The sequence below is a fragment of the Microcoleus sp. N3A4 genome (assembly GCF_036701805.1).
Taxonomy (GTDB): domain Bacteria; phylum Cyanobacteriota; class Cyanobacteriia; order Cyanobacteriales; family Microcoleaceae; genus Microcoleus.
Map to the genome: position 1 here is coordinate 1 of NZ_JAUBRJ010000027.1, position 24,672 is coordinate 24,672.

A 24,672-nucleotide genomic window follows, 5' to 3' on the forward strand; every position below is an offset into this window, starting at 1 on the left:
TTGGTAAAAAGCGTTTTTTACGAGCGCTCACGTCGTCCATAGCGAACGACCTATGCCGCGAGCGAGACGCTCGCACTATATAATTCCGATGCCACCGGAATTGATATCAACTGTAATGTACGAGTAACTCCCCAGCTTTTCAACCGGGGAGTTCATGACAAAATCTCAAATCTAAAATTTAGTTGCCGGCAGCTAGGTCTGCCCAACAATTTAGGCTAGAGGCTTAAAAACTTAAGCTTTTCCAACTACAATGCTGTTTGCAAGCTGGTCAAAAGACCGATCAAGAATTCCGATCCGAACTGAAGTACAAAAAACGCAATCAGCGGCGAAAAGTCAATCCCTCCTAGGGGGGGGATAATCGATCGGAATAGATTGAGGTAAGGGTCTGTTAACTGACTCAAAATCGAAAACGGGGGGTCGTACCAATTAATGTTAGGGAACCAGCTTAAAAGCACCCTAAAAATCATTAGGACTACATAGATTTGCAGAAATGTCGCTAGCGTGGTTGCCAAAAGGCCTATGGAATAACTCATATATTCTGGTTGAAGTTTGAGTAAAGTTTACAGACGCTTTAAGTTTAAGTTTAGCATAGGTGGGGGAGAGGGGGAGCATGAGGCTGTTTACGGGCGCGCTAGAAGAGCAACGGTCACAATAAAACTCGCTCTTGGCTTCACAGGCCAGAAAGGCCCGTTAAGCGAGAATGGTGCTCGGGGCGTGAGTAGCCCGCATCGATCTGCCCGACTAATCTAAAATTTTAAATTGATTCAGGAGTCTTGGGCGATCGAACCCTCGCTGTTGTGGGCCTGTGCGTTGCCGTTTACGTCGCCGAGTTGCAGCCGCACGTCATCTATTGCCTGATTTAGCTGGGCAATTTTATCTTCTAAACTCAGCCTTGCTACTTCCATTCCTTCGGCTTCGAGTTGGCTGGCTTTCCTCTGGCGGAGTTTTCTAGTTTTTGCGTCTGAAGGTTCACTCAGCAAAGCTTCAGCAGCGCGCCGCGACAGCACCGCGCCCAAAACTGCACCCACCAAGCCACCAACTGCGGCTCCCGCAATAAATCCCCCTGTAAAACCCTCTCGATTGCTCATGGCTCAACTCAACTGCGTGATATTTCCTTGATTTGTTTATTTTGACACTCTCCCGGTGAGAAACCGGGAGATTGTTAGTTGTCAGGTAAGGTGAGAATTCCGACTTCTTTGTTGAAGCGGATCATCTCCAAAGATCGATCGCCATAAAGGTCTTCAATGTGCTCTAAGCAGCAGTCGATCGCGAAATCGTTCAATTGGGCCGGCTCAACGCCGTACATATCGTGAAACACCTCTGAGTCTACCCGACAAAAGCGCGGTCGATCGGCATAAATTCCGCATTCTCGGGTCGCTTTGTCAAAATTGATACACCAACCGTCATCTCCGACTAAGCTCAAGTAGAGCGCTAATTCGTCTTCAGATAAATACTCGTCTAAGTCAGGGCGTTCTGTTGGATCGAGGTAACAACAAGCACCGCACTGCTTTACGCAACGCCAAGTAGCCATAGTTTTATTTTAGATTTTAGATTTTAGATTTTAGATTTTAGATTCGGAGGATTATGTGGAAAATGCCAAACTTTAGGAGATTAAGGCTCTTTAAGTATATCAATTGCCAGCGCCGGAGGCGGATCTCCGAAGGGGCGGTGCGATTTGAGATTTGAGATTTTAGATTCGGATCGCTTTCCGGGAAGGGGCATCAAGTCCGCAGTTCCCTGTGACCAAGACTTTCAAATGTGGTACCCGCCACGTGATTTATCCGTGGAATCAATCCAAAATCGAAAATTGAAAATCCTTGCGTCCCCCGAATTTATCCCTGGGGTCAATCCAAAATCTCAAATCTCAAATCTAAAATCGAATGACTGGGAGGTCGATCGTAGTTTACATTTTGTTGAATTTTGTAAAGTTCCTTAAAAAATAGGGACGATAGCCCGGTAAAATCAGAAGCGGATTTTCTAATTCAACAATCTAGACTTACTCACTACAGTCAGGAGGACACATGGACTTTATAACCGATCTTTTCAGCGGCCTGGGCGGTATAAACTACCAACTCATTATTCAGGTAGCTTTACTAGCAGCCGTCGTGCTTTCGGGCCCGATCGTGATTTTTCTGCTGGCAGCTAAAGGCGGCGACTTGTAATTTTAGCACGCTCCGGGGCGATCGAGAGTTGAGAGTTTAGAGTTTTAAATTATTCAAAATTCAAAACGCTCGATCGCCAATTTTCCCTGCTGCACGAGCTTTCTTATCAAATACCGAGGGCGTGTTTAGCAGTTTGAATCAAATTCTCAAAAAAAGGTAGAGATACATCAACTTCTCTAGCATCTTTACGGGAGTTGCCTAACAAACCGATGTTTTGTCCGGGTGCAACAGCCAAAACTTGCCCTTGAGAGTTGCGAATTCTCAATTCCTCGATCGATCCGGCGGGAGACAGACTGCAAGAATAAGTGCGATCGCAATAATCAAACTCCACTTTTCCGAACATCGGCGGCCTGGAACTAGCAGCACTTGCGGGCAGCCGGACACCCAACAATTCTAACTCAACCGATGTCTTGCCATTAAAACTATTTTCCCGCAATCGGTAAGCAATATCAACCCGCCGAGGCAAAGGAAAATATTCGCCCCAACGCCAAGCAATCGCCTTCACACTAGCCGATACTTTTCCATCTTGAGTTGCAGTTAGTTTAACGTGACCTCCTTTACCGACAATTTTCTGTTCAGTTATGCAAACATTAGGCGTCCAAAATACAGGAGCCTTATTTTCAATCCCGCAAGGTTCTAGAGCATCAATTTGTCGGTAAAGGTCGAGATTAATCTCAGCCAAATCTGCCCGCACGTCAACTGAAACCAGCGGCTTGAGATGTTCCGGCTGCAAACATTGATTAGCAAAAATTGACAGTTGATTGCGGAATTGTTCGAGATTATCCGCCGGCATCGAAAAACCGCCAGCCGCTTTGTGTCCGCCAAATTTAGTTAATAAATCCGCGCAAAAATTCAGCCCGTCAAATACATTAAACTCAGGAATTCCCCTCGCCGAACCCCGGATGATTTTATGCGAAACCGCCCCTACAGCATCGTTCTCGCCAGCCTCATCCTCAAAAGTACCGATAAAAACCGGTACGCCGTAGCGTTCCACCAACCGAGAAGCTACAATCCCGATCACCCCGTGGTGCCAACCGGGCTGCACGACAACTAAAACCCGTTCCTGCTGCAAGTCGATCGCACTTTTCTCACACCAAGCAATGGCTTCCTGCTCAATTTCTTGGCACAATTCCTGCCTGCGCTGATTGATTTGTTCGCACTGCATCGCGTTTTTGAGAGCCAATTCGCGATCGTCCGTCGTCAGCAACTCTATCACAATTTGAGGGTCAGCCAGCCGCCCCACAGCATTAATCCGGGGCCCGAGCCTAAAACCAATATCTTCAGGCTTTAAGGAATTCTTAGTTTTATTTTGCAAGTTGAGAATTGAGGAACTTTCCCCACTTCCCGGCTGCACTCCCGCCACCTGAATCAAAGCCTGAATACCCGCCAATTGCGAGTGAGGCAACAGCCGCAAACCCCGCTTCACCCAGCGCCGATTAACTCCTGTCAAAGGCGCTAAATCCGCAATAGTTCCCAGCGTAAATAACTCCAGCAGCGGATTCACCAACCCCCCAACTTTCTGCATATCCTGGGCCAAAGTAATCGCCAAAACATAAGCAACGCCTACGCCAGCCAAACCGCGATAAGGTGAAGATTCTGCAATTAATTTCGGGTTGAGAATAGCATCGGCAGGCGGCAGTTTTGGCGGCAAATCGTGGTGGTCTGTAATAATAACTTTGACACCGAGTTCTCGCGCTCTGGCAACCGGGCCGTAAGCTGCAATTCCGTTGTCAACCGTGAGAATGAGAGCGACACCTTCGGAGTGAAATTCTTCTACAATGCGATCGTTAATCCCGTAACCTTCCCGCATCCGGCTGGGAATAGCATAATCCACATTCGCGCCCAGAGCCCTGAGAGCTCGCAGCAACAAAGCCGTGCTCGTCATCCCGTCAGCATCGTAATCGCCGCAAATCGCAATTTTTTGCCCTCCCGAAATCGCTTCCCGCAACAGTTTGACACTAGCAGCCAAATCGGGAAACTCATCCATTGGCGCGGGCAAAACCAGAGATTCCGGTTCGATAAACCCTTGCACTTCTTTAACAGAATCGATGCCCCGGTTAATCAGCACCTGTGCCAGCAAGGGCGACAAACCGATTTCGGCGGCGAACTGTTCGGCTTGCTGTGTTTGAGGCGAATAAATTTGCCACCGTTGGTTCGGCAATCGGTGAAAATGCGGGGGCACAGATGTCGGTAGCTCTTGCACGGAAGCTGAGGTCTAAAGATACATAGTTAATTTTACCGAATTAAGTGCCTCAGTCCATCAATTTTAGATTTTAGATTTTAGATTTTAGATTGAGGCTAAATATGAGTTTTTTGGGTAAAATCCAAAGGTTGTTTCTAGGAAAGCTTTTTTCGGAATACCTCACCCCACCCAAATAGGGATACAAGCCCCCGATAGCAGTCGTGGAGACCAAAAAATTTTAGACAAAAGTTCAAACCAGCCAGATTTATCTGTGGAGTCAATCTAAAATCTCGAATATCCAATCGACTGGCGGCAGCCGCAGAACTAAGTTTACCAGGCATTTTCGCCGCCCGCGCTAGGGCGCTGAGTGCTAATTTAATCAGGAGACTTGCATGAGTGGCGATCGACCGCCTTGGTTTAAAATTGCATTACAGGTTCGGGGGTCTGTCATTCTCTCAATTTTGCCCCGCGTTTTTCTGTGCGGTGGCTTTGGAGTTTTTATTGCGCTACTGCACTTTTTAAATTGGCCGGTTTCCTTGCCCATTTTGTCGAGTATTGTACCGAGTATTGTCCTGGGTTTACTGTTAGTTTTTCGGACCAATACAGCCTACGACCGATTTTGGGAAGGTCGAAAACTTTGGGGTACTTTAATCAACAACGTCCGCAATTTGGCGCGCCAAATCTGGGTAGCAATTGAGGAAAAAGACCCGCAGGATATCGAACTCAAAAAGTCAGTCCTGCGCCTGTTACCTGCCTTTGCAGTGGCGATGAAACTGCACTTGCGGCAAGAATCAGTAAATCCAGAATTAGAGCCGTTAATGTCCCCAGCGCAGTACCAAAAGCTCAAATCGATCAACAATCCCCCGCTAGAAATTGCCTTTTGGATTGAGGATTACTTGCACGAGCAGTACGAACGCAATTGCCTCGATGTCTATCAGTTAACTGGTATGAAGGAGTTGATCAACTCTATGATTGATGTATTAGGCGGCTGCGAGCGGATTTTGAAGACGCCTATCCCTATGGCTTACGCGATTCACCTGAAACAACTATTGTTGCTTTACTGTTTGGCACTACCCTTTCAGATGGTGAACGATTTGGCTTGGGGAACCGGCCCAGTTGTAGCTTTAATTAGTTTTACTTTGTTCGGCATCGAAGAAATCGGCATTGAAATAGAAAATCCCTTCGAGCACGATACCAATGATTTGCCTTTGGACAGCATTTGTGCTACAATGCAGCGCAATATCGACGATTTAATTTCTTTATCTCCTAGCATTCACGCTCGCGTGAAAGATAAGTAGAATGATTAGTTGTTAGTTGTTAGTTGTTAGTTGTTAGTTGTTAGTTATTGGTTGTTAGTTATTGGTTGTTAGTTGTTAGTTGTTAGTAACTGTAGGGTGCGTCGCTATTGAAAATTACTGAAACAAATTGATAATTGAGTGAGCGACGCACCTAAGCAATGAGTGAACTGTAGGGGCGGGTTCACGAATAATCTTCACAGTGCAAACAGATTTAATAAACCCGCCCCTGCCCCACCAGAAAACTCTTTACTAACGTTAATTTCTAACAATCAACCGCATTAACCCAGCCAATACTAACAATAAAGGCGTCAGCCAATCTCCCCACCGCACGTACAAAGTCCGAGTTTGCCGCCGATAAATAGTAGCATCTCGGACTTCATAAGTATTAATTCCCGACTTCCAAACCGTCTCGCCGCGAGGATTTACAAAAGCAGAGTAACCCGTATTAGTTGCGATAACTGCCCATCTATCCGTTTCAATTGCCCGCATTACATCGAGAGCGTGATGCTGAGCCAGCATCGGCGGTTTGTAATGGGCATTGTTGGAAGCTGTGAGCATAAATTCGCCTCCATTCGCCGCCTGATATCGGAAATTTTCCGCAAACGCCGAATCGTAACAAATTCCGACAATGGCGCGGCCAAACGGGGTATCAAACAATTGTTTAGAATTTCCGGGTACTAAATGAGCATCTAAGGGAGAAAGCCGATTAATAATCCCGCCTAAAATTTCGTAAAAAGGGATATATTCGCCTAAAGGCACTAGCTTTAGTTTATCGTAGCGGCCGATAATTTCTCCCGTGCGATCGATCGCGAATAAGCTGTTAGTGATACTATTGTCTTGCTGTCCGAATCCTCCAATCCAAGCCACCACACCGCGTTCGAGAATAGCTTGGTAAAAGGAAAGAGTAGAACGCTGATACTCGTTTGTCCAGATAAAAGGCAAAGCTGTCTCTGGAATTAACACAGCATCGACTTTTCTGTCTGCTAACTGTTTGTATCCAGTGGTGTAACCTTCCAAAGCTCGCCGCCAACCCCCTGATTCAAACTTAATCTCGTTAGGAATATTGCCTTGAATAATGCCAATTTTTAATGAGGTTCCCGCTTCTTGAATTAAGGGACGGTTGTACAAACTCCATCCTGCTATATGCAAAACTAAACACAGACTCGCAGGCAAAATATAAGCAATCCAATTCTTCCTTCTTCCTTCTTCCTTCTTCCTTCTTCCTTCGAGCCAAGCTTCTGCAATTAAGCCATTTACTGCTACAATAGCGGCTGTTACTGCGCTGGGCCCGGAGAGTTGACCGAGGTGCAATATTGCTAAATTGTGCGGGCTTTGCGTGTAAGATAGTGATGTCCACCACAGCGAACCTGTACTCCAAATACTTTCTAAGGCGCACCACAAAGCTGTGCCAATTAAAACGCGAATCACAGGCAAGATGCCTGTGCCACTAATTTTTGGGGAAATCACAGGCAAGATGCCTGTGCCACTAATTTTTGGGGAAATCACAGGCAAGATGCCTGTGCCACTAATTTTGGAAATTGCGATCGCAAATAGCCACGCCCAAACGGCGACTAATGCGGCTCCCCAGAGGGTGATGAATGCCCAGCAAAAAAGTGCGATCGCCAAACTCGGCCACCAAGGAACTCCCAACCAAGTCATCGGGTGAATTCCCATAATCCAAGATAAAGCTAATCCGTGATAGCCAATTCCCCAGAGTGAAGGAAGAAGGAAGTTCGGCAACGGATTCTGTAACGGATGTAACGGATGGATTTTGAGGAAAGAAGGAAGAAAGAGAAATTTTTGTTTTTGTTCTTGTATTTTTGGCTTTTGATAACTGACAACCAAAACCCACAGGGGAGCTAATGCTACCCAAGCCAACAGCCAAGCATTTACTGGTGCGGTTGTCAATCCCATCAAAATGCCGCTAAAAAGTGCGATCGTCCAGGCTAATGTTTTAGATTTATGAACCGCGAGTTTTTCAAATTTGTGCCTGTTAAATATCGCCACTTTGATGATTGCTAAAAATAATAATTCTTAATCAATATATCAGATCGATCGGGAAGTTCGGCAACGAGCAGTCTACGGGATTTAACGGATTGAACAGATTTAACGGCAGGAAATCTCTTAAATCTCACATCTTACACCATTCTCAAGAACAGGCAAGATGCCTGTGAAGCGAAGAGTGTATTTCTTGTGGGGTGGGCATCCTGCCCGCCCATAAAAGGCTTGTTGAGAATGGTGCAACATCTGAGTTAAATTCTACTTGCCAAAACAAAAAGCGCCCCTATTTCTAGGAGCGCTTTTTGTTAATCAAAAGCTAAATTTAGCCGTTGATGGAAGGAGCAACCATTGCTACTGGGGTAACATCACCAGCAGCCAAGTCGAGGGGGAAGTTGTGAGCGTTGCGCTCGTGCATAACTTCCATACCCAAGTTAGCGCGGTTGATGACATCAGCCCAAGTGTTGATCACGCGACCTTGCGAGTCGATAATCGATTGGTTGAAGTTGAAACCGTTGAGGTTGAAGGCCATCGTGGAAATACCCAAAGCGGTCAACCAGATACCGACAACTGGCCATGCACCTAAAAAGAAGTGCAAAGAACGGCTGTTGTTAAAGCTCGCGTATTGGAAGATCAAACGACCGAAGTAGCCGTGGGCTGCGACGATGTTGTAGGTTTCTTCTTCTTGACCGAATTTGTAACCGTTGTTTTGTGATTCGGTTTCGGTTGTCTCGCGAACCAAAGAAGAGGTAACTAAAGAACCGTGCATTGCAGAGAACAAAGAACCACCGAAGACACCAGCTACTCCCAACATGTGGAAGGGGTGCATCAGGATGTTGTGCTCGGCTTGGAACACGATCATGAAGTTGAAGGTGCCGGAGATACCCAAGGGCATACCGTCAGAAAAGCTGCCTTGTCCGATCGGATAAATCAAGAATACTGCGGTAGCAGACGCCACAGGTGCAGAGTAGGCTACGCAGATCCAAGGACGCATTCCTAAGCGGTAGCTCAGTTCCCACTGACGGCCCATGTAGCAAAAAATGCCGATGAGGAAGTGGAAAACTACGAGCTGGTAAGGGCCGCCGTTGTACAACCACTCATCGAGGGAAGCTGCTTCCCAGATTGGGTAGAAGTGAAGCCCGATCGCGTTAGACGAAGGCACAACAGCACCAGTAATGATGTTGTTGCCGTACATCAAGGAACCAGCTACTGGTTCGCGGATGCCGTCGATGTCCACTGGAGGAGCAGCGACGAAGGCGATGATGTAACAGACGGTGGCTGTCAGCAGAGTAGGAATCATCAGAGTCCCGAACCAACCCACATAAATGCGGTTATCCGTGCTAGTTACCCACTCGCAGTAACGTTCCCAAACGTTGGCGCTTTCACGACTCTGTAAGGTTGTTGTCATTTGGTTTATGATTGCTTAATTGAATTTTCAAGGTTCATTGTGGGGATGCCCCACGCTTATATTAGTAACACTATTCACTAAAGTTTGCCAAGGGATTAGTGGTTACTATTTAAATATTTTACAAACATTTACAAAAGCTAAATTTTTAGTAAATTTTTGTAGTCTTTTACAAAGTAAAATTAAACGCCGAACGGGTTAAATATAGCGGTCTGAAGAACTGAATATATTGTATTTAGGTGGGTTCAGCAGTTCGGTCAAATTATTGTTGTTCAGAGCGATTTTCTTTCTATTTAAAGATATCTTAATTAGGTATTGAAGAGATTATTTTTAATATTTGTTCACATATCGCTGGTGGATGCGGTGAGCGTAAATTTTTATCGGGAGAATACTGAAAACCGGGTTTATAGTGCGATCGGGCTGCATTCTCAATCTTGTGCCATCAACCGGGTTTATTGACCAAAAAGAAACCCGGTTTCTGAGGCGCTTGGCAATAGAAATAAACCGGGTTTCTGAGGATGAGTCCGCAAGTTATGCGTAAAAATTAGCCTTTAGCCTGGGGGCCAGTTCATCTGCCGACCGCCGAGAATGTGAAGGTGCAGGTGGTCTACAGTTTGGCCGCCGTCGCTGCCGGTATTAATGACGACGCGATAGCCGTTGCTGAGTCCGAGTTGTTCTGCTACCCGTTTGACAGTCAGCAGCAGGTGTCCCATGAGAGCATTGTCTCCCGACTCGGCATCGGCTAATTTGGGAATAGGCTGTTTGGGAATGACGAGGATGTGGACGGGCGCTTGCGGATGGATATCTCTGAACGCCAAGGCCAAGTCGTCCTCATAAACGATGTCTGCGGGAATCTCTTTGCGGATGATTTTGCTGAAAAGCGTTTCTTGAGTTGTCATGGGTGTTAACGAAGTTCGGCAACGGATGTAACGGATGTAACGGATGTAACGGATGTAACGGATGTAACGGATGTAACGGATGTAACGGATGTAACGGATGTAACGGATGTCGGGAAGAGGGAAGACGCAGCAGGAGAGAAGGAAGAAGAGAAAAGGAAGAGGCAAGAAAAGTTTTTCTTACCTCTTCCGATATTCATTAGTCATTGTTAATCATAATAGATGATGAATCAAGGACAGGCAAATTAAGGATAAAGAAAAATGCTTGCTAGGGTTTGGAGTGCATCGATCGTAGGAATTGACGCGGTAAAGGTGGGTGTCGAGGCTGATGTATCGGGGGGACTGCCGAAAATTGTGGTTGTGGGGTTGCCGGATTCTGCGGTACAAGAAGCTAAAGAAAGGGTTAAGGCGACGCTAAAAAATTCGGGATATGCTTTTCCGATGCGGAGTATTGTGATTAATTTGACTCCGGCGGATTTGCGGAAGGAAGGGCCGAGTTTTGATTTGCCGATCGCCATTGGCATTTTAGCAGCATCGGAACAAGTCAGCCCTGAGCTTTTGGGAGATTATTTATTTTTGGGGGAACTTTCTTTAGATGGAAGTTTGCGGCCTGTGGCTGGGGTTTTGCCGATCGCCGCTGCTGCTCAAAAAATGGGTATTTTGGGATTGATTGTACCGATGGCAAATGCGGCAGAAGCGGCTTTGGTACACGGCATATCTGTTTATGGTTTTGAGAATATTTTTGCAGTTACTGATTTTTTGAACAATCCTCAAGTTTATTCGCCGGTACAAGTAAACGGTAGAGAAGAGTTAGCAAAAAGGCGCATTCCCGGTTTAGATTTAAAGGATGTAAAGGGGCAAATTCACGCGCGGCGGGCTTTGGAAATTGCGGCGGCGGGGGGACACAATTTAATTTTTGTGGGGCCGCCAGGGAGCGGTAAGACTATGTTGGCGAGGCGTTTGCCGGGTATTTTGCCGCCGCTGACTTTTGAGGAAGCTTTGGATGTGACTCAGATTCATTCGGTGGCTGGGTTGTTGAAGGATAAGGGAAGTTTGGTGAGCGATCGGCCTTTTCGCAGTCCTCACCATTCGGCATCTGGCCCTTCTTTGGTAGGTGGCGGCAGTTTCCCGCGTCCGGGTGAAATTTCTTTAGCACATCGCGGCATCCTTTTTTTGGATGAATTAACTGAGTTTAAAAGAGATGTTTTGGAGTTTTTGCGACAACCGCTGGAAGATGGTTATGTGACGATTTCTCGGACTAGACAATCGGTGATGTTTCCGGCGCAATTCACTTTAGTTGCGAGTACGAATCCTTGTGCTTGCGGTTATTACGGCGATTCGATCCAGCAGTGTACTTGTTCGCCGCAAAAGAGGGAGCAATATTGGGCTAAACTTTCGGGGCCTTTGATGGATCGGATCGATTTGCAAGTGGCGGTTAATCGTTTGAAACCGGAGGAAATTACGCGACAGCCTACAGGGGAGGAGTCGGAACCGGTGCGGGTGAGGGTGCAGCGGGCGCGGGCGATCGCTACTCGCCGTTTTCAGTCGGAATCTAGTTTGCGCTGTAATGCGGAAATGCAAAGCAGTCACATTAACACGTGGTGTCAGTTGGATGATGCTTCTCGGAATTTATTGGAGATGGCGATTCGGAAGTTGGGGCTTTCGGCTAGGGCTAGCGATCGTATTTTGAAGGTTGCTAGAACTATAGCCGATCTGTCGGGGGATGAAAGCTTGAAAACGAATCATGTGGGGGAAGCGGTGCAGTATCGGACGATCGATCGGATGCAGTAAGGTAAGGTGGATTGGCGATCTTTTGGGTCTTCCGTACTTACCGCTGCTCATTTATCTGAAATTAATGGCATAAATTTTTACACAGCAAAGATTTCCGGTCTTACTTTAGTTAATTTGGAGCAATTTTTTACTGCGATTCATACCTAGATTGGGTTTTAACTACTTAAATTAATAGTTTGGCACACTAAGTACGGAAGAGCCACAATCGGAGTGGAAAAGAGTTTTGTTGTATCTGCCTTGGTAACAATTTTTAGACATCCAAAACTTGCTCTGCTGTCAGCGCTAATTCTGGGAAAGTTCGGGATATAATTCGCTCAGTTCCTCGGTAAGCAGTCATTTTATAAACCCCATGTTCATCAAGTAGATAAACAAAAACAGTCGGCTCTTTCGGGTTGCCTAAATAGTTTCTGCTGCCCAAAGCTAAATAATCGACAATCCAATATTCAGAAATTCCCAGCCGCTGATATTCATCCAGCTTGTCGATATAATCATCTTCCCAATTTGTTGAGACAACTTCCACAACTAATTGTGGGGGTTCAGTTAGGGCTGAGGGGGCGAAAGGCTGCGATTCCCAGAGGGTTTTGTCTACTACAGTAAGATCGGGATGGCGGCCTTGTTCTTTACCATTCGGGGTTAAAGTCCTGACTACAATTCTGCCAGATACCCTGTAATTCAGGTTGAATATTTTTACCTCGTCTTGGAATGTATTTTCAATAAAATCAGCTATATTTTCGTGCAGTCTGATTGTTGGTAAGATTTTAACAATTTCTGCATTAACAAGTTCATAGCGTCCGTCTTCATCGGGAAGTTGCTTGATGAATCGATCGAAGGTGAGCATTTGTTTAGGTTTGGTAGGAGTTGCGGTCATATTTGGCTCTCATTTAGCTATATTTATAATACAAAGTCCTGTTAGATATCCCTCTTATTTCTTAGTTCGCGAAGGCGGACTTCGTTTGACAAGGAGCGGTTTAAACCGCCGATTAATAAAGGGCCCAGCTATTCTGCCACCATTTTAACATACTGTTTTAACACAGGTGGAATCCTGAAAACTGTTTCAGCTTCATAGCTCAATTTTTCGAGCATTCCGCGTCTTGCTAAAGATTGAATTGCTTTGAATAATTCGCCTTGTGACCCTTGACAGTTTGCCATCAATTGGGTAAGTAAAACAGGTTCACTTTCATTGCTGATTAGGCAGATCGCCTGTTTTTCTATTTCCGACAAGCGCTGATAGTGCTGCTGCAATATCGGTGTCAATTCATCGCTTGAAAATACTGGTTGATAGCTTAAATATTGAGATACTCTACCGCCAAATAAGTTGTTAATTGTTTGAGCAACTAATTTTAACCAGAGGGGATTGCCTTGATAAAGCTCAATCAATTCTGGCCATTGTTCTTCATCCAATAAACCTTTCTCTCTCAGAATTTCGGTTGCGGCTTCACCTAAACCGGTTAACTGCAACAAACATACTGCTGAATTATCGTCGGTGAATGTGAGGATGTCTGAGGGAGGTTCCCAACTATTGAGGATTAAGCAGCTATTGTGGGGAATTTCGCCGAGGAGTTTAAATAGGGTTCCGTAATTTTCATATCCGGGTTTGTAATTTCCTGCAAGTTGCCCGCTGCTGAGAATTTGCTGTACGTCATCGAGTACGATCAGACATCGATTTTCGCGCAATGTTTCTATCAGTATTGACAATTGAGTATCGATATTGGCGGGAAAGTTAATTTCTGGTTGATTTGAGAGAAATTGAATGAGGTTTTTGAGGGTTGTTTCTAGGGGTGGGGAGGTGCGGAGACTGCGCCAGATGATGCGATCGAATTGAGTTTGAATTTGGGGGATGAGGTGACGGGCGATCGCACTTTTGCCGGTGCCTGCCATGCCCGTGATGGTGAGGAGGCTGCAGTTTTGACGGGCGATCGAGTTTTCGAGGGCGGTGAGGGGTGAGTTGGGGTAGTTGTAGAAGGTTTTGAGCTCCGGTGCATCTCTTAAATCGAGTCGCGGTTTCTGTTGGGTGTTGTCTTCATTTGAGGTTTGCGTTGGGGGTGAGTTTTGGGGAGTTGTTGGAGGGTGTGGCGTTTCTGTGCAGAAGTTGATGTTACCCTGTTCTAAAAAATTATAATTGAGGAAATTAGAATTGTGAGAAACTTGATACCTCTCCATTGTGGAGCGCAAATTTGATTTCATTACATCTTCATCTAATATTTCTGACAGAGTTTGCCATAACTTTGAGGCAATATTTCTGACATGGCGTTCAGTACAATGAACCTCTTTAGAAATTTCGGAGTATCTTTTACCTTGCCACGTTCCCCGTACTACTGCCTGTTGCAGATCGTCCAATCGTTTGCCGGTCTTAGCGAACACCAAGCCATCGGCCAACCTTAAGAGTTCTTGAACATCCATTTATTGGGTAAATGTAGGAGGTTTTATCTATTGTATCAGACTTTTTCTGACGTTTTATGGCTAAGAAGGACAAAATATGACTTTTAACGGCTCGCTAATTTTATTAACTCCTGGCAAATTGTGACATTCTCCTACTTTCCAATACATAAAAATTAAATTAAAATTTAATCACGGGCTTTAAAACAATCTTAGGCAACCTCAAAGATTTTAACAATGTAAATCTGACTGGCGCAACTATGCCAGATAGCACCGTCCATCCCTAACGGTTAAAAAAGTTGCTCAAAATGTGGCTGCATCCGCTACTCCAGCGGTTAAAGAAGTTGCTCGCAATGTTGCTGGATCGGTGAGCAATGTCTAGGGGCTTTTCGCCTCGTGAAATGTTCGTAAATATTTTCTAAGTTACCATAGGAAAGAAATCATGTCTAGTGCATTATCCCTACCGCAAGCTAATTTAAAAATGGCTCTCTGGCAAGTCGATGCTGATGCAATGAGTAGCAGCGACTTGTATGTCTGGTTAAATGATATGGGCTTGCCGCATGAAGTCTCGATGCGGCTGCATGAACTCGCCACATACACGAAAAAAGCTGCTAACAAAGTTTTATTCATCGGTAAAATTCTCCTGATTAAAATCATAGAATTTGTCAAAGCGCATCCCAATTTAGTTATAGGGGCTGCTGTTGGCGCCGCTGTAGGAATTTTGGCAAATTCGATACCATTTGTCGGCCCGTTATTAGCACCTTTGGCAACAGCGCTGGGTATCCCAATTGGTGCAATTGCCGGCCACCGACTCGATAAACTTGCCCAAGGCAAAGAGGTGTCTGATGATGGAATTATTGGAATTGCTCAAGACATGATTGAGATTGCCAAAGCATTTTTTAAACTACTGATAGACGTTTTCAATACAATTTTCCGCAACGTCATCACTGCCTAATTGCCCAAATTAGCAAAAAGATTGAGGTCTAATATGTCTGCAAATAAAACGCCAACCAAAGAGCAAATTCTGAAGTCAATAGAGCAACTGGAAAAAAACCCACATGATAAATTAGGGATTTTAGCAGATATTGGCATTGGTGTAGTGGGGGCTGCCGGTGCTGGTGCGGCGGTGGCAGCTTTCGGTGGTGCATCATTTTTATTTGGGTTAGTAGCCGTTGCACCTCCCGTAGGATTAGTTGTTGGCGGTGCAGCTTTAGGTGCTGCTGCTCTTGTAGGGGTAAAACGAATGTTATTTGATGGCAATTTTGACCAGGGAAAACAAGCAGAAATGCTTAAACAGTTAAAAGAACAGCTAAGAGATGTTGAAGCCAAAGAAAGATCCTCTAAGCTGCAAGACAGCGATAAAACTAAATTTATTGTTTCCTTGAAAGAACCCGTCAGGCTCAATTTAATTAGCCCGAAAGACGCTCAGGATTTAATTAGGGCCGTAGAAAGCGGTCAAATAGCAATCAAAGAGGCGATTAAAATGGTTGAGGATGTGGTTAAAGCTGCAAAACCATAACTGCCTTCTGACTGCGTAACCTGGGAATACTAAGTTGTAAGTCTGCGATCGCCCTTACTTAAACCAAGTGCGATCGCCCTTCATAAGTAACTACTGATACTCTACTTTAGCAGTCTATTAAATCTCCTGCTTCTAATTCTTGCCATTCTTTATCTTCCTGGTAATGTTGCAACATTGCCTCAGCTTGTTTTGCTAGAATGTTTCGCCTCTCTTCTAGCGGCAATTTCATAAATTCTTGGCGGCTGGGACAGTCGGCTCTTGTTGGTATTTCTAAAGCTATATCGATGGGCTGCTTTTGAATCTGACGATGAGCGGAAATCAATGCTTCTATTCGATCGCCTTCTGCGGCTTCCGCTGCAATGTCAGCATCAATTTCATCTCGGTTAGCATGATAATAAGTCAAAGCGGCATAGACTTGAGTGAGAGTTAAATGCCCGATGCGATCGGCAATTTCTTCTGCTCTCAAACCTTGCTTGTACCAAATAGCAATCCGGCGGACTGTAACACCCGTCCCGGCAATAATCGGACAGCCACCGTGTATCTCAGGATTGCGGCTAATTAAAGTGCCTATATCGGTGATAGTTGACAAGATTTTTTCCCCGCCAATGTCTGATGGTTCTCTTATAGGATAGCACTGTCAGAGCAAGTGCGATCGCCCTTCCTTGAGTGAAGTACGATCGCCTCTTTCAATATATCTAAAGATTTCTCAAAAAATCTTCAACAGAAATCCCTGCCTGATTTAGAATACTTTTGAGGGTTCCAACTGCCAAAGTTTTGCGCTGCACTGGTACTACACAGCCAACCTCGATCGCGCCTTGAGGATTCGACTCATCCTCGATCGGTAGTTGTTTCTTCAAAATAGCATGACTGCCTCGCTGCCGTACTTGAATAAAGCCTAAGCGTTCCAAAGCCCGGATGGCTTCCGCACTGCTAACTCGTGGTAGTTTAGGCACTTAATACCTCAAATGTAGTTAGCAGACGGGGGGAAGTTTTAGGCAGAGGGAATTCTTCTAAATAAAGTTCCGTTGCTTCTTTGAGATTGCCGATCGCCTCTTCTATCGTTTCTCCTTGGCTAGCCGTTCCCACTTCAGGACACTCGGCTACATAAACATCCTCTTCCCAATAAACAATTGCCGTGAAAGTACAAGACATTTTTTTGCCAAATTCTCCATACTCAATTTAGCATATCCAGCACCGTTTTTCAGTCGCGATCCCCCTTCCTTGAGTCCTGACTTGAGCAAGCGTGCGATCGCCTTTTGCCGATTTCATAATTGCTCAATATCTAATGGCTGTGCTTTTCCTTCGGAAATTTCCTGTTTGGCACGTTTTGCAGCCACAATCAGCGATTGTTGTGTGTTTTGAAAAGATAAATTCCACTGCTCTTCATCCCTTAAATCTTCAATATATTCTCGCAGGTGTTCAACCACTCTATCTTGCAGAGTTTCCGGCAAAGATTCCATGATTTTGACCAAAGTGGCGATCGCCCTTGATGACATAGCTTTATCCTCCTAATAAATCAAGTTTTTATTTAGCATATTTGATGAGCTTATTCTCAATTTTAGACCGATCGCCCGCCCAACACCACCAATACCTCCAGACTTGCTACTGTAAAGATAGTTAGATTTAATCAAAATCAGCGCAAGCAATTATGAGCGGTACTGTTACATCCCCCAACAACCTCAAGCAGCAGCGATCGCCCTCAACGGCTATTACAGCCTCGAACAGTTCCCTGCTGGGCGACTTCATTCAAGAAACACTCGCATTAACCAAGCGCCTGTTTATTCAATTGCAGCGCCGCCCCTCGACGCTAGTTGCAGGAATTATTCAGCCGCTGATGTGGTTGGTTTTATTCGGAGCTCTGTTTAAAAATGCTCCCGCCGGCTTGTTCGGCGAAAGCCAAAATTACGGACAATTTCTCGGCGCTGGTGTAATCGTTTTTACTGCGTTTGCCGGAGCCCTGAATGCCGGTTTGCCGATTATGTTCGATCGCGAATTCGGATTTCTCAACCGTTTGTTAGTCGCGCCGCTGGCTTCGAGATTTTCGATCGTCCTGGCTTCTGCGATTTTTATCGTCACCCTCAGCTTTATCCAAACGGGGACAATCGTTACGGCTGGAGCCTTTTTGGGATCGGGATTGCCCGGAATGGCGGGACTCGGGGCGATCGCCCTGATTGTCCTGCTGTTAGTTTTGGGCGTCACCGGTTTGAGTCTAGGTTTAGCCTTTGCTCTTCCCGGTCACGTAGAATTAATAGCGGTAATTTTTGTTACTAACTTGCCGCTGTTATTTGCCAGCACAGCCCTCGCGCCGCTGTCGTTTATGCCTCACTGGCTGCAAGTTGTGGTGACTCTCAATCCTCTGAGTTACGCGATCGAACCCATTCGCTATTTGTACTTAAACAGCGATTGGTCGCTAGCAAGTGTCGTGATGCAAGCTCCTTGGGGTAATGTTACCTTTGGAGGAGCGCTGTTAGTATTGCTAGCCTTTGATGTCGTAGCGCTGCTGAGCATTCAACCGCTGCTGAGACGCAGGTTTGCTTAGGGCGATCGTTTAACCTGCACTGTCAATTGTAGGGACACGGCAATGCCGATATTTGTCCCTACAGATATTGCGTACAACCTACAGCAGATTCGACATTTATGAAGACCGCCCCAGATTATTCTATCCCCGTAGGGACACGGCATTGCCGTGTCCCTACACTTCATCAATCTGGAATACGCTGTATCTCGATCGCTACTTTTCAGAATTAGTATAAGTTGCAGGTTCGATCGCAATTTCCACAAGTTTATTTCTGGAGAAAAAACCGGATTTAATGCCGATCGCCGATTTCGGCACTTTAAACTTTTTCGCCAACAGCACGATTAATTCTTGATTGGCTTTACCCTCAACGGGCGGCGATTTGAGATGTACTGTGAGACTGCCGTCAGGTTGTTCTTCGATGCTTTGCTGTTTGGAATTCGGTTTAACTTTGACTGTGAAAATAGTCATGTGACCAATAACTAATAACTCATGACTAATAACTAATGACTAATAACTAATAACTAATAACTAATGACTAATGACTAATGACTAATAACTAATGACTAATGACTAATAACTAATGACTAATGACTATCTGAATGTTCGATTTTTGTCCCTAAAACTTTCAGAAATTCAGCCAGCCAGTTAGGATGAGCCGGCCACGCGGGGGCAGTAATTAAGTTGCCATCGACTACAGCGTCGGTAACGGGAACTTCTGTATATTTGCCGCCGGCCCGGAGTACATCGGGGCTGCAAGCGGGGTATGCAGTGCACCGTTTGCCTTCGAGTACGCCGGCGGCGGTTAGGACTTGCAAGCCGTGACAAATAGATGCGATCGGCTTTTTGCTGTTGGCAAAGTAACGGGTAATTTGCAGCACTTGTTCGTTGAGGCGGATGTATTCTGGGGCGCGTCCTCCGGGGATAACCAAAGCGTCGTAGTCTGCCGGGTTGATTTCGTCAAAAGTGGCATTTAAAGTGAAGTTGTGACCGGGTTTTTCAGTGTAGGTTTGATCGCCTTCAAAGTCGTGAATTGCGGTGCGAATTTTTTGGCCGGCGGCTTTTTCCGGGCAGACGGCGTGGACGGTGTGACCTACCATTTGCAGTGCTTGGAAGGGAACCATTACTTCGTAGTCTTCTACAAAGTCGCCGACTAACATTAAGATTTTTTTGGCTGTCATGTTTGCAACTCCTGTTATTTTGAGTGTGTTAAATAGGATTTTAAAAAATGCGGGGCTGTTAAAAAGCCTGCCCCGCAAGCTATTCTGGAATCTAGAAACCGTTGCGTCCCCAAATTACCATTGAAATTGAGAAGGAGAACAGAACTAGCACCGAAACCCAACCGAGTGACAAAATATCCATAGCTATTTATTGAACAAACTGTACAAAGTGACTTCAACCCTTTTGACATCCACCCCGACCTGAAGGTACGGGGATTCCCAAACCTCACGATTTGAATTTCTGCTTCTTCGCCACTGCCTCCACCCTAAAAGAGATTTGGTCTTATGTTCGCTCCACAGACTAACCCCGCAAGCCCTGCGGTTTTTACGTATCAAATACCAAACGGAATTCTTCGTAGTTTTGATTCTAGGGATGTTTACCATTGCCCTATCCTCTTTTCCCGGTCTACCGATTTTGCTTCGCCGCCAGCACAAGGCTGAACTTCGCTCGTATAGGCTGTTTGATCCATCGTCTCGGGTGGGTCGTTGACCAATTATATTGTAATATAAAGCCGTCCTAAAAGGACGAGGTTTCTACCCAATTTTCTGATGATAAGTCAATTTGAGCCATTTTTGAAATGAGGGCACCGTGAAGGACTCGTCAAATTTTAGTGCTGCTGAACGGGTAGAATCTTTGAAGGCAGGGAGTGTTGCTGCTTTGTCTTGTTTGCTGGCTTTTGGGGCGATCGCCCTTGGTAATAGCTTTATTCTGGCGGATAGGTTGGATTCTCTGGCGAGTTTGCAGGTAAGGGAAATTGACCTAAATTTTGCCTTGAGAGGGGCGATCGCACTTTTGGGCGGTTTTTTGTTCGGCGTGACTTACCGCTATGCGATTCGCCGAGATGTTAATCCGCAGCTTAAATCGGGCGCGGTGTTGGCTTTTGGGTTGGTGCGGGCTTTTGGACAGTTGGATGCTGGATTGTTTTTTGAACCCGGGAAGATGCCCGCCCTACAGGAGTTATTGCCGTTTGCTGTTCGCGGTGCCGAGAGTGTGGTGTTGTTTGCGATCGCGGGTTTGATTTTGGATTGGGCGATCGGGCGATCGTGGATTAAGCCTTTCGATTCTTGAGTGCGATCGGCTTTATTTCTTAGTCCGCGCAGGCGGACTTCGTTTGTGTAGTAGCGATTTCAATCGCCGAATCATCTACAGATTTAATACCTCAAATTCTGGATTGCCGTAAAGCATTTGCCTGTCTACCGCCGACAAAACTTTATTGTTAGCAGCATCAGAAACTAAACACTGACAAACTAGCTGCGCTACATCCGCCCGGTGAATAGTTCCAGCAACTCGACAATCTTCTGTTAAAATACCGTTGCCTGTTGCAGGTTCCGATTTGAGTCCGCCGGGACGAATCACTGTATAAATCATCCCGCTTGCTATCAAATGATTTTCGGCTTTTTCCTTTTCAATTAACACCGGGCCTAAAGTTTCCAAAACTTGCGGTTGCAAAGCAGCGGCACTGTTCCCGCTGCCGATGGATGAAACTAAAATAAATTTTTGCACGCCTGCTTTGACAGCCGCATCAATCAAGTTTTTGTTGCCCAAATAATCGGCTCTTTCTCCATCTTTTGGCAAGCCGCCAATTGTGCTGATTGCGGCATGAATTGGATCGCCTCCTGCCATCGCAGCTTCCACAGCCGCTGCATCCAAAGCATCGCCAGTCAAGACTTTGATGCCCGTGGTTTCTAATTCGGTGCTGGTTGCGGGCGATCGCAAAAGTGCAGTTACTTGCATCTTTTGTGCTGCCAGACATCTCGCGATTTCTAAGCCGACGCCTCGACTAGCACCCGCTAAAAAAATGTGGAATTTCTCTGTCATATTAATTTGGATTTAATTGGTGCACAAATTGGTTTTCTTGACTGTGGAGTATTATATAACAATCCTCTGTCAATTTGTGAATTAGTTTTTTTTTACCGCAGAGGGCGCAGAGGGCGCAGAGGAAGAGAGGGGAAAGATTGTCAATTCCCGATTTATATTAGATTTTTCTGCCTACCATTACTACCCAAGATTGAGCTTCGCGGGGTAAGCCGGGTGGGCGATAGTAGCGATCGACAATTGCAAATCCCGCTTGTTCCAAACAAGGCGCTAAAGTATCATATTCCCATCCGGCAGTATAGCGTTTTCCGGTTGGCCGCTCGTCGTATCCCTCCCAATTTCCCCGGCACATTGACATGACAATTGCACCGCTAACAACTAAGGCTTTGTGCAAATTTTGCAGCACTTTCACCATCTCGTCGCTGGGAACGTGAATCAGGGAAGCATTGGCAAAAATACCGTCAAATTCTGCATTTGGCAAGTCGAGATTCAGAAAAGATTGCTGCCAAACTTCGCATCCCGATAACTTCTTAGCTATTTCTACAAAAGCTGGAGTTGCATCTAAGCCGACAACTGTGTGTCCTTGGCTCTTGAACGCTACTAAATCTCGTCCCGGCCCGCATCCTATATCGAGAATTTTACCGGGATTGCGGGGCATGGCAGCCGTCAGTGCGGATCGATTTTGGGATACGTCGTGATGCCAAGTTCCTTCTCGGAAAGATTCGGCAGTTAGCTGGTATTCTGCGATCGTAATTTCTTCGCGTTTGTCCACAATTTCCCCCCTTGTATGATTTTAGATTTTAGATTTTAGATTTTAGATTGAAGAATGTCAACCGTAGAAACCGGGTTTCTGGCTACAATCTAAGAACTTAAGGCTGAGGCACTTGCTACGTCATAAAGCCCGGTTTCTCTCCCCCATGCGTAAGCGTGAAGTAGAGATATTAGGTAGGGACACGGCACTGCCGTGTCCTACTCTATTTCATTCGATTGAAAACTACTATAATAGTTAAACAACCAGGGTTTTTTGTTCGGATTTGGCAACTGCTGAATCAACTTCTAAGAGAGAACCTTCTGGGGATTCGATCGCAAATCCTGCATCTCGAATCATGTCCCAATCTTGATGTGCAGCTTGTCCGGGAGTCGTCAGATAATCGCCAACAAAGATAGAATTAGCGGGGTAGAGTCCGAGAGGTTGCAGCGATCGCAAATGCACTTCCCGTCCCCCAGCAATCCGAATTTCCTGGCTGGGAAGCAAAAATCGGAACAAACAGAGAATTCGCAAACATTGGCGGGGAGTTAACCTGTTCACATCTGCAAATGGCGTACCGGGAATCGGAATGAAAAAGTTAACCGGTACGCTAGTAACGCCCAAGTTGCGAAGCGAAAGCGCTAAATCGATCGCATCATCATCGGATTCGCCCATCCCCAAAATGCCGCCGGAACAAGTTGTGATTCCCGCAGCTTTTACGTGTTCGACGGTTTCAACCCGATCGCCAAAAGTGTGAGTGGTGCAAATGTCCGTGTGATATGATTCGGAAGTATTGAGATTGTGATTTACGCGATCGACTCCAGCCTTGGCCAAACGATGAGTTTGTTCCTCGCTCAACAATCCCAAACAAGCGCAGATTTTTAGGTTATAATTTGCCTTCACAGTCTCGACAGCATCCAAAACGCGATCGAAAGTAGATGCGCTGGGTTGGCGGCCCGAAATCACCAAACAAAACGTACCTGCTTTTAAATCTGCTGCGCGTTGGGCCGCATCCAGAATTTTCTCCTTAGCTAAAAGCGGATATTTCTCAATTTCCGCAGTCGAAATTTTCGACTGAGAACAATAATGGCAATCTTCGGGACAAAGGCCGCTTTGAGCGTTTAGCAAATAGTGCAGCCTGACTCGGTTTCCCCAGTAGTGGCGGCGCACCCGATAAGCTGCGTTTAGTTGTTCCAGCAAAACCTCATCCGGTGCGCGCAATACGGCTAAAGATTGCTCGCGAGAGAGACATTTGCCCGCCAGCGCGCCGTCAGCCAAATCGTTCCAATTGGGTAAATTCATTACTAAAATTAAAGGGTTTACAGAGTATCCAAAACCTGACGAATTACCCGATAAATCGATTCTAGTTCATCAGGAGAAATGCAGTATGGAGGCATCAAGTAAAGCGTATTCCCCAAGGGGCGGAGCAAAAACCCCGCTTCGAGAAACCTGGCTTTCAATACAGGAGCGATGTCATTAAAATACCCCGAAACGCTTTCGGTTTTCACATCCATTGCTGCGATGGTGCCGCAAGTCCGAATCCGTTCGAGTTTAGGATGATTTCTCAGCCATTGATTCAGATATTGGCGGTGCAATTTTTCCATCCCTTGATACACACTTGGGTTTTGCTCCAAAAGCTCCATCGATGCTACACTCACCGCACAAGCTAAAGGATTTCCGGTGTAAGAATGACTGTGAAAAAAAGCTTTGTCCGGTTCATCTCGCCAGAAAGCTTGATAAATATCCTCCGATGCCATTGTGACAGCAATTGGCAAACAGCCGCCAGACAATCCTTTGGACAAACACAGGATATCCGGTGAAGTTCCAGATTTAACCGAAGCAAACAGTTCGCCCGTGCGACCAAAACCCGTCATTACTTCATCGTAAATCAACAATACATTAAACTGGCGGGCAAGTTGGGCGATCGCCTGCAAAAACTCAGGGCGGCACATTCGCATTCCCCCGGCACCTTGCACCAAAGGTTCGATAAAAATTCCCGCATAGCCGCCCTGCTTTAACAAAAACTCCAATTTATCTAAACTCGCCGCCTCCTTGCTTTCCACCTCCTCGTCGCCGTCAAAAGTCGCTGGAAAAGGAACAACATCCCCAGCAAACATTAAAGGTGCAAAAGATTCCCACCACAGCGAACTTCTGCCAGCAGACATCGCCCCCACAGTATCGCCGTGATAACCTCCCTCAAAACTAATAAAGCTCGTGCGATTAGTTTCTCCGAGATTGCGCCAATATTGAAATGCCATTTTCAGAGCAACTTCAACAGCAGTCGATCCGTTATCAGAAAAGAAAATCCGCGTTAAAGAAGCAGGCGTATGAGTTAGCAATTTACTCGCAAGTTTCTGGGCAGGTTCGTGAGTAAATCCCGCAAAGATAACGTGTTCTAACTTTTGGGCTTGTTCGTAAAGAGCCTCCGCCAGAACCGGATGGCTGTGCCCGTGAACAGTCACCCACCAACTAGAAATGCAGTCGAGAATTTGCCGCCCGTCTGCCAATTCCAGCACCGATCCTTTGCCTCGAATTACCTTCAGCGGCGGGCCAGCCGTTTTCATTTGCGTGAAGGGCTGCCAAATCGGTGAAGTAGAAGAATTATGTTCCTGATTCGCCGTCATTTTTACCAATCAAACTAATATCAAGTTCCCTTTTAATATAGCAATTTTAACTCACTTATGAACTTTTTATTTTTTCTTGTTTCTTCTTCTCTTCCTTCGTCTCCTTAGCGTCTTCGCGGTTC

General features: G+C 45.8%; 27 protein-coding genes. 7 read left to right on the plus strand and 20 right to left on the minus strand.

From position 1 onward, the window contains the following. Positions 1-245 precede the first annotated feature (245 nt). The 3 genes from QUA56_RS16895 to QUA56_RS16905 all read right to left on the minus strand — a co-directional run bounded on the left by QUA56_RS16895 (position 246) and on the right by QUA56_RS16905 (position 1,531). Positions 246-533, minus strand: coding sequence for a YggT family protein (locus tag QUA56_RS16895; protein WP_332948930.1), 288 nt, complete (start codon positions 531-533; stop codon positions 246-248). Positions 534-764: 231 nt separating this feature from the next. Next, the gene (locus QUA56_RS16900; protein ID WP_333359559.1) at positions 765-1,088 is read right to left on the minus strand and encodes a hypothetical protein; all 324 of its coding nucleotides are present in this window, start codon (positions 1,086-1,088) and stop codon (positions 765-767) included. Between the two features lie 74 nt (positions 1,089-1,162). Continuing rightward, positions 1,163-1,531: a YkgJ family cysteine cluster protein gene (locus QUA56_RS16905; protein ID WP_333359561.1), complete on the minus strand. Its 369-nt coding sequence runs from the start codon at positions 1,529-1,531 to the stop codon at positions 1,163-1,165. Positions 1,532-2,021: 490 nt separating this feature from the next. Here QUA56_RS16905 and psb30 point away from each other — a divergent pair, with 490 nt between their 5' ends. Further along, the gene (psb30, locus tag QUA56_RS16910) at positions 2,022-2,162 is read left to right on the plus strand and encodes a photosystem II reaction center protein Ycf12/Psb30 (protein ID WP_333198166.1); all 141 of its coding nucleotides are present in this window, start codon (positions 2,022-2,024) and stop codon (positions 2,160-2,162) included. Between the two features lie 106 nt (positions 2,163-2,268). Here psb30 and recJ read toward each other — a convergent pair whose 3' ends face one another. Further along, positions 2,269-4,365, minus strand: a complete 2,097-nt coding sequence (gene recJ, locus QUA56_RS16915; protein WP_333359563.1) for a single-stranded-DNA-specific exonuclease RecJ — start codon at positions 4,363-4,365, stop codon at positions 2,269-2,271. A 371-nt stretch (positions 4,366-4,736) separates the two neighbouring features. On the opposite strand from recJ, the gene QUA56_RS16920 reads away from it, so the two are divergent. Continuing rightward, entirely contained in the window at positions 4,737-5,642 is a 906-nt protein-coding gene (locus QUA56_RS16920; RefSeq protein ID WP_333359565.1) for a bestrophin family ion channel, read from the plus strand. Positions 5,643-5,897: 255 nt separating this feature from the next. On the opposite strand, the gene lnt is transcribed toward QUA56_RS16920, so the two are convergent. The 3 genes from lnt to QUA56_RS16935 form a co-directional block, all read right to left on the minus strand. After that, positions 5,898-7,649, minus strand: a complete 1,752-nt coding sequence (gene lnt / locus QUA56_RS16925) for an apolipoprotein N-acyltransferase (protein WP_333359567.1) — start codon at positions 7,647-7,649, stop codon at positions 5,898-5,900. 316 nt (positions 7,650-7,965) lie between these two features. Further along, entirely contained in the window at positions 7,966-9,048 is a 1,083-nt protein-coding gene (gene psbA / locus QUA56_RS16930; protein WP_333359568.1) for a photosystem II q(b) protein, read from the minus strand. A gap of 548 nt (positions 9,049-9,596) precedes the next feature. After that, on the minus strand, positions 9,597-9,944 hold the full coding sequence (locus QUA56_RS16935; RefSeq protein ID WP_333359570.1) for a histidine triad nucleotide-binding protein: 348 nt from the start codon (positions 9,942-9,944) through the stop codon (positions 9,597-9,599). Between the two features lie 258 nt (positions 9,945-10,202). Between QUA56_RS16935 and QUA56_RS16940 the strand changes: the two genes are divergently transcribed. Next, positions 10,203-11,732, plus strand: coding sequence for a YifB family Mg chelatase-like AAA ATPase (locus QUA56_RS16940; RefSeq protein ID WP_333359572.1), 1,530 nt, complete (start codon positions 10,203-10,205; stop codon positions 11,730-11,732). Positions 11,733-11,982: 250 nt separating this feature from the next. Here QUA56_RS16940 and QUA56_RS16945 read toward each other — a convergent pair whose 3' ends face one another. Together QUA56_RS16945 and QUA56_RS16950 are read right to left on the minus strand one after the other, a co-directional pair. Further along, the gene (locus QUA56_RS16945; RefSeq protein WP_333359574.1) at positions 11,983-12,600 is read right to left on the minus strand and encodes a Uma2 family endonuclease; all 618 of its coding nucleotides are present in this window, start codon (positions 12,598-12,600) and stop codon (positions 11,983-11,985) included. Between the two features lie 128 nt (positions 12,601-12,728). Beyond that, positions 12,729-14,132, minus strand: coding sequence for an NB-ARC domain-containing protein (locus QUA56_RS16950; RefSeq protein WP_333359576.1), 1,404 nt, complete (start codon positions 14,130-14,132; stop codon positions 12,729-12,731). Positions 14,133-14,550: 418 nt separating this feature from the next. Between QUA56_RS16950 and QUA56_RS16955 the strand changes: the two genes are divergently transcribed. Beyond that, positions 14,551-15,063 (plus strand): hypothetical protein, encoded by a 513-nt coding sequence (locus tag QUA56_RS16955; RefSeq protein ID WP_333359578.1) that lies wholly within the window; start codon positions 14,551-14,553, stop codon positions 15,061-15,063. A gap of 33 nt (positions 15,064-15,096) precedes the next feature. Next, positions 15,097-15,627, plus strand: a complete 531-nt coding sequence (locus QUA56_RS16960) for a hypothetical protein (RefSeq protein WP_333359580.1) — start codon at positions 15,097-15,099, stop codon at positions 15,625-15,627. Between the two features lie 106 nt (positions 15,628-15,733). On the opposite strand, the gene QUA56_RS16965 is transcribed toward QUA56_RS16960, so the two are convergent. The 4 genes from QUA56_RS16965 to QUA56_RS16980 form a co-directional block, all read right to left on the minus strand. After that, positions 15,734-16,216 carry a DUF433 domain-containing protein gene (locus QUA56_RS16965; protein WP_333359582.1) on the minus strand — a complete coding sequence of 161 codons (483 nt, stop codon included), beginning with the start codon at positions 16,214-16,216 and terminating at the stop codon, positions 15,734-15,736. 106 nt (positions 16,217-16,322) lie between these two features. Beyond that, positions 16,323-16,580, minus strand: a complete 258-nt coding sequence (locus tag QUA56_RS16970) for a type II toxin-antitoxin system HicA family toxin (RefSeq protein ID WP_333359584.1) — start codon at positions 16,578-16,580, stop codon at positions 16,323-16,325. Further along, positions 16,573-16,779 (minus strand): type II toxin-antitoxin system HicB family antitoxin, encoded by a 207-nt coding sequence (locus QUA56_RS16975; protein WP_333359586.1) that lies wholly within the window; start codon positions 16,777-16,779, stop codon positions 16,573-16,575. Before QUA56_RS16975 ends, QUA56_RS16970 begins: the two co-directional genes overlap by 8 nt. 113 nt (positions 16,780-16,892) lie before the next feature. After that, positions 16,893-17,123 carry a hypothetical protein gene (locus QUA56_RS16980; RefSeq protein WP_333359588.1) on the minus strand — a complete coding sequence of 77 codons (231 nt, stop codon included), beginning with the start codon at positions 17,121-17,123 and terminating at the stop codon, positions 16,893-16,895. Positions 17,124-17,275: 152 nt separating this feature from the next. Between QUA56_RS16980 and QUA56_RS16985 the strand changes: the two genes are divergently transcribed. Beyond that, positions 17,276-18,166 carry an ABC transporter permease gene (locus tag QUA56_RS16985; protein ID WP_333359590.1) on the plus strand — a complete coding sequence of 297 codons (891 nt, stop codon included), beginning with the start codon at positions 17,276-17,278 and terminating at the stop codon, positions 18,164-18,166. Between the two features lie 192 nt (positions 18,167-18,358). Here QUA56_RS16985 and QUA56_RS16990 read toward each other — a convergent pair whose 3' ends face one another. The 3 genes from QUA56_RS16990 to petN form a co-directional block, all read right to left on the minus strand. Then, positions 18,359-18,613 carry a DUF167 domain-containing protein gene (locus tag QUA56_RS16990; protein WP_333359592.1) on the minus strand — a complete coding sequence of 85 codons (255 nt, stop codon included), beginning with the start codon at positions 18,611-18,613 and terminating at the stop codon, positions 18,359-18,361. Positions 18,614-18,729: 116 nt separating this feature from the next. Continuing rightward, positions 18,730-19,323, minus strand: coding sequence for a DJ-1/PfpI family protein (locus QUA56_RS16995; RefSeq protein ID WP_333359593.1), 594 nt, complete (start codon positions 19,321-19,323; stop codon positions 18,730-18,732). 91 nt (positions 19,324-19,414) lie between these two features. Beyond that, entirely contained in the window at positions 19,415-19,504 is a 90-nt protein-coding gene (gene petN, locus QUA56_RS17000) for a cytochrome b6-f complex subunit PetN (protein WP_071883976.1), read from the minus strand. A gap of 447 nt (positions 19,505-19,951) precedes the next feature. Between petN and QUA56_RS17005 the strand changes: the two genes are divergently transcribed. Further along, the gene (locus tag QUA56_RS17005; protein WP_333359596.1) at positions 19,952-20,431 is read left to right on the plus strand and encodes a hypothetical protein; all 480 of its coding nucleotides are present in this window, start codon (positions 19,952-19,954) and stop codon (positions 20,429-20,431) included. 75 nt (positions 20,432-20,506) lie between these two features. Here QUA56_RS17005 and QUA56_RS17010 read toward each other — a convergent pair whose 3' ends face one another. The 4 genes from QUA56_RS17010 to bioA all read right to left on the minus strand — a co-directional run bounded on the left by QUA56_RS17010 (position 20,507) and on the right by bioA (position 24,550). Beyond that, positions 20,507-21,181 carry an SDR family oxidoreductase gene (locus QUA56_RS17010; RefSeq protein WP_333359598.1) on the minus strand — a complete coding sequence of 225 codons (675 nt, stop codon included), beginning with the start codon at positions 21,179-21,181 and terminating at the stop codon, positions 20,507-20,509. A 157-nt stretch (positions 21,182-21,338) separates the two neighbouring features. Beyond that, positions 21,339-21,950, minus strand: coding sequence for a methyltransferase domain-containing protein (locus QUA56_RS17015; protein ID WP_333359600.1), 612 nt, complete (start codon positions 21,948-21,950; stop codon positions 21,339-21,341). Between the two features lie 234 nt (positions 21,951-22,184). Then, the gene (bioB, locus tag QUA56_RS17020) at positions 22,185-23,228 is read right to left on the minus strand and encodes a biotin synthase BioB (RefSeq protein ID WP_333359602.1); all 1,044 of its coding nucleotides are present in this window, start codon (positions 23,226-23,228) and stop codon (positions 22,185-22,187) included. A 17-nt stretch (positions 23,229-23,245) separates the two neighbouring features. Continuing rightward, positions 23,246-24,550, minus strand: coding sequence for an adenosylmethionine--8-amino-7-oxononanoate transaminase (bioA, locus tag QUA56_RS17025; RefSeq protein WP_333359604.1), 1,305 nt, complete (start codon positions 24,548-24,550; stop codon positions 23,246-23,248). Between the last annotated feature and the right edge of the window lie 122 nt (positions 24,551-24,672).

Coding starts and splice junctions, on each gene's coding strand:
- QUA56_RS16950 (WP_333359576.1), bottom strand. CDS start 14,132: ATGGATGTTCAAGAACTCTTAAGGTTGGCCGATGGCTTGGTGTTCGCT.
- QUA56_RS16975 (WP_333359586.1), bottom strand. CDS start 16,779: ATGTCTTGTACTTTCACGGCAATTGTTTATTGGGAAGAGGATGTTTAT.
- bioA (WP_333359604.1), bottom strand. CDS start 24,550: ATGACGGCGAATCAGGAACATAATTCTTCTACTTCACCGATTTGGCAG.
- QUA56_RS16985 (WP_333359590.1), top strand. CDS start 17,276: ATGAGCGGTACTGTTACATCCCCCAACAACCTCAAGCAGCAGCGATCG.
- QUA56_RS16980 (WP_333359588.1), bottom strand. CDS start 17,123: ATGTCATCAAGGGCGATCGCCACTTTGGTCAAAATCATGGAATCTTTG.
- QUA56_RS17010 (WP_333359598.1), bottom strand. CDS start 21,181: ATGACAGAGAAATTCCACATTTTTTTAGCGGGTGCTAGTCGAGGCGTC.
- QUA56_RS16955 (WP_333359578.1), top strand. CDS start 14,551: ATGTCTAGTGCATTATCCCTACCGCAAGCTAATTTAAAAATGGCTCTC.
- QUA56_RS16940 (WP_333359572.1), top strand. CDS start 10,203: ATGCTTGCTAGGGTTTGGAGTGCATCGATCGTAGGAATTGACGCGGTA.
- QUA56_RS16960 (WP_333359580.1), top strand. CDS start 15,097: ATGTCTGCAAATAAAACGCCAACCAAAGAGCAAATTCTGAAGTCAATA.
- psb30 (WP_333198166.1), top strand. CDS start 2,022: ATGGACTTTATAACCGATCTTTTCAGCGGCCTGGGCGGTATAAACTAC.
- QUA56_RS16895 (WP_332948930.1), bottom strand. CDS start 533: ATGAGTTATTCCATAGGCCTTTTGGCAACCACGCTAGCGACATTTCTG.
- bioB (WP_333359602.1), bottom strand. CDS start 23,228: ATGAATTTACCCAATTGGAACGATTTGGCTGACGGCGCGCTGGCGGGC.
- QUA56_RS16905 (WP_333359561.1), bottom strand. CDS start 1,531: ATGGCTACTTGGCGTTGCGTAAAGCAGTGCGGTGCTTGTTGTTACCTC.
- QUA56_RS16945 (WP_333359574.1), bottom strand. CDS start 12,600: ATGACCGCAACTCCTACCAAACCTAAACAAATGCTCACCTTCGATCGA.
- QUA56_RS16900 (WP_333359559.1), bottom strand. CDS start 1,088: ATGAGCAATCGAGAGGGTTTTACAGGGGGATTTATTGCGGGAGCCGCA.
- QUA56_RS16935 (WP_333359570.1), bottom strand. CDS start 9,944: ATGACAACTCAAGAAACGCTTTTCAGCAAAATCATCCGCAAAGAGATT.
- petN (WP_071883976.1), bottom strand. CDS start 19,504: ATGGATATTTTGTCACTCGGTTGGGTTTCGGTGCTAGTTCTGTTCTCC.
- QUA56_RS16995 (WP_333359593.1), bottom strand. CDS start 19,323: ATGACAGCCAAAAAAATCTTAATGTTAGTCGGCGACTTTGTAGAAGAC.
- psbA (WP_333359568.1), bottom strand. CDS start 9,048: ATGACAACAACCTTACAGAGTCGTGAAAGCGCCAACGTTTGGGAACGT.
- QUA56_RS16920 (WP_333359565.1), top strand. CDS start 4,737: ATGAGTGGCGATCGACCGCCTTGGTTTAAAATTGCATTACAGGTTCGG.
- QUA56_RS16990 (WP_333359592.1), bottom strand. CDS start 18,613: ATGACTATTTTCACAGTCAAAGTTAAACCGAATTCCAAACAGCAAAGC.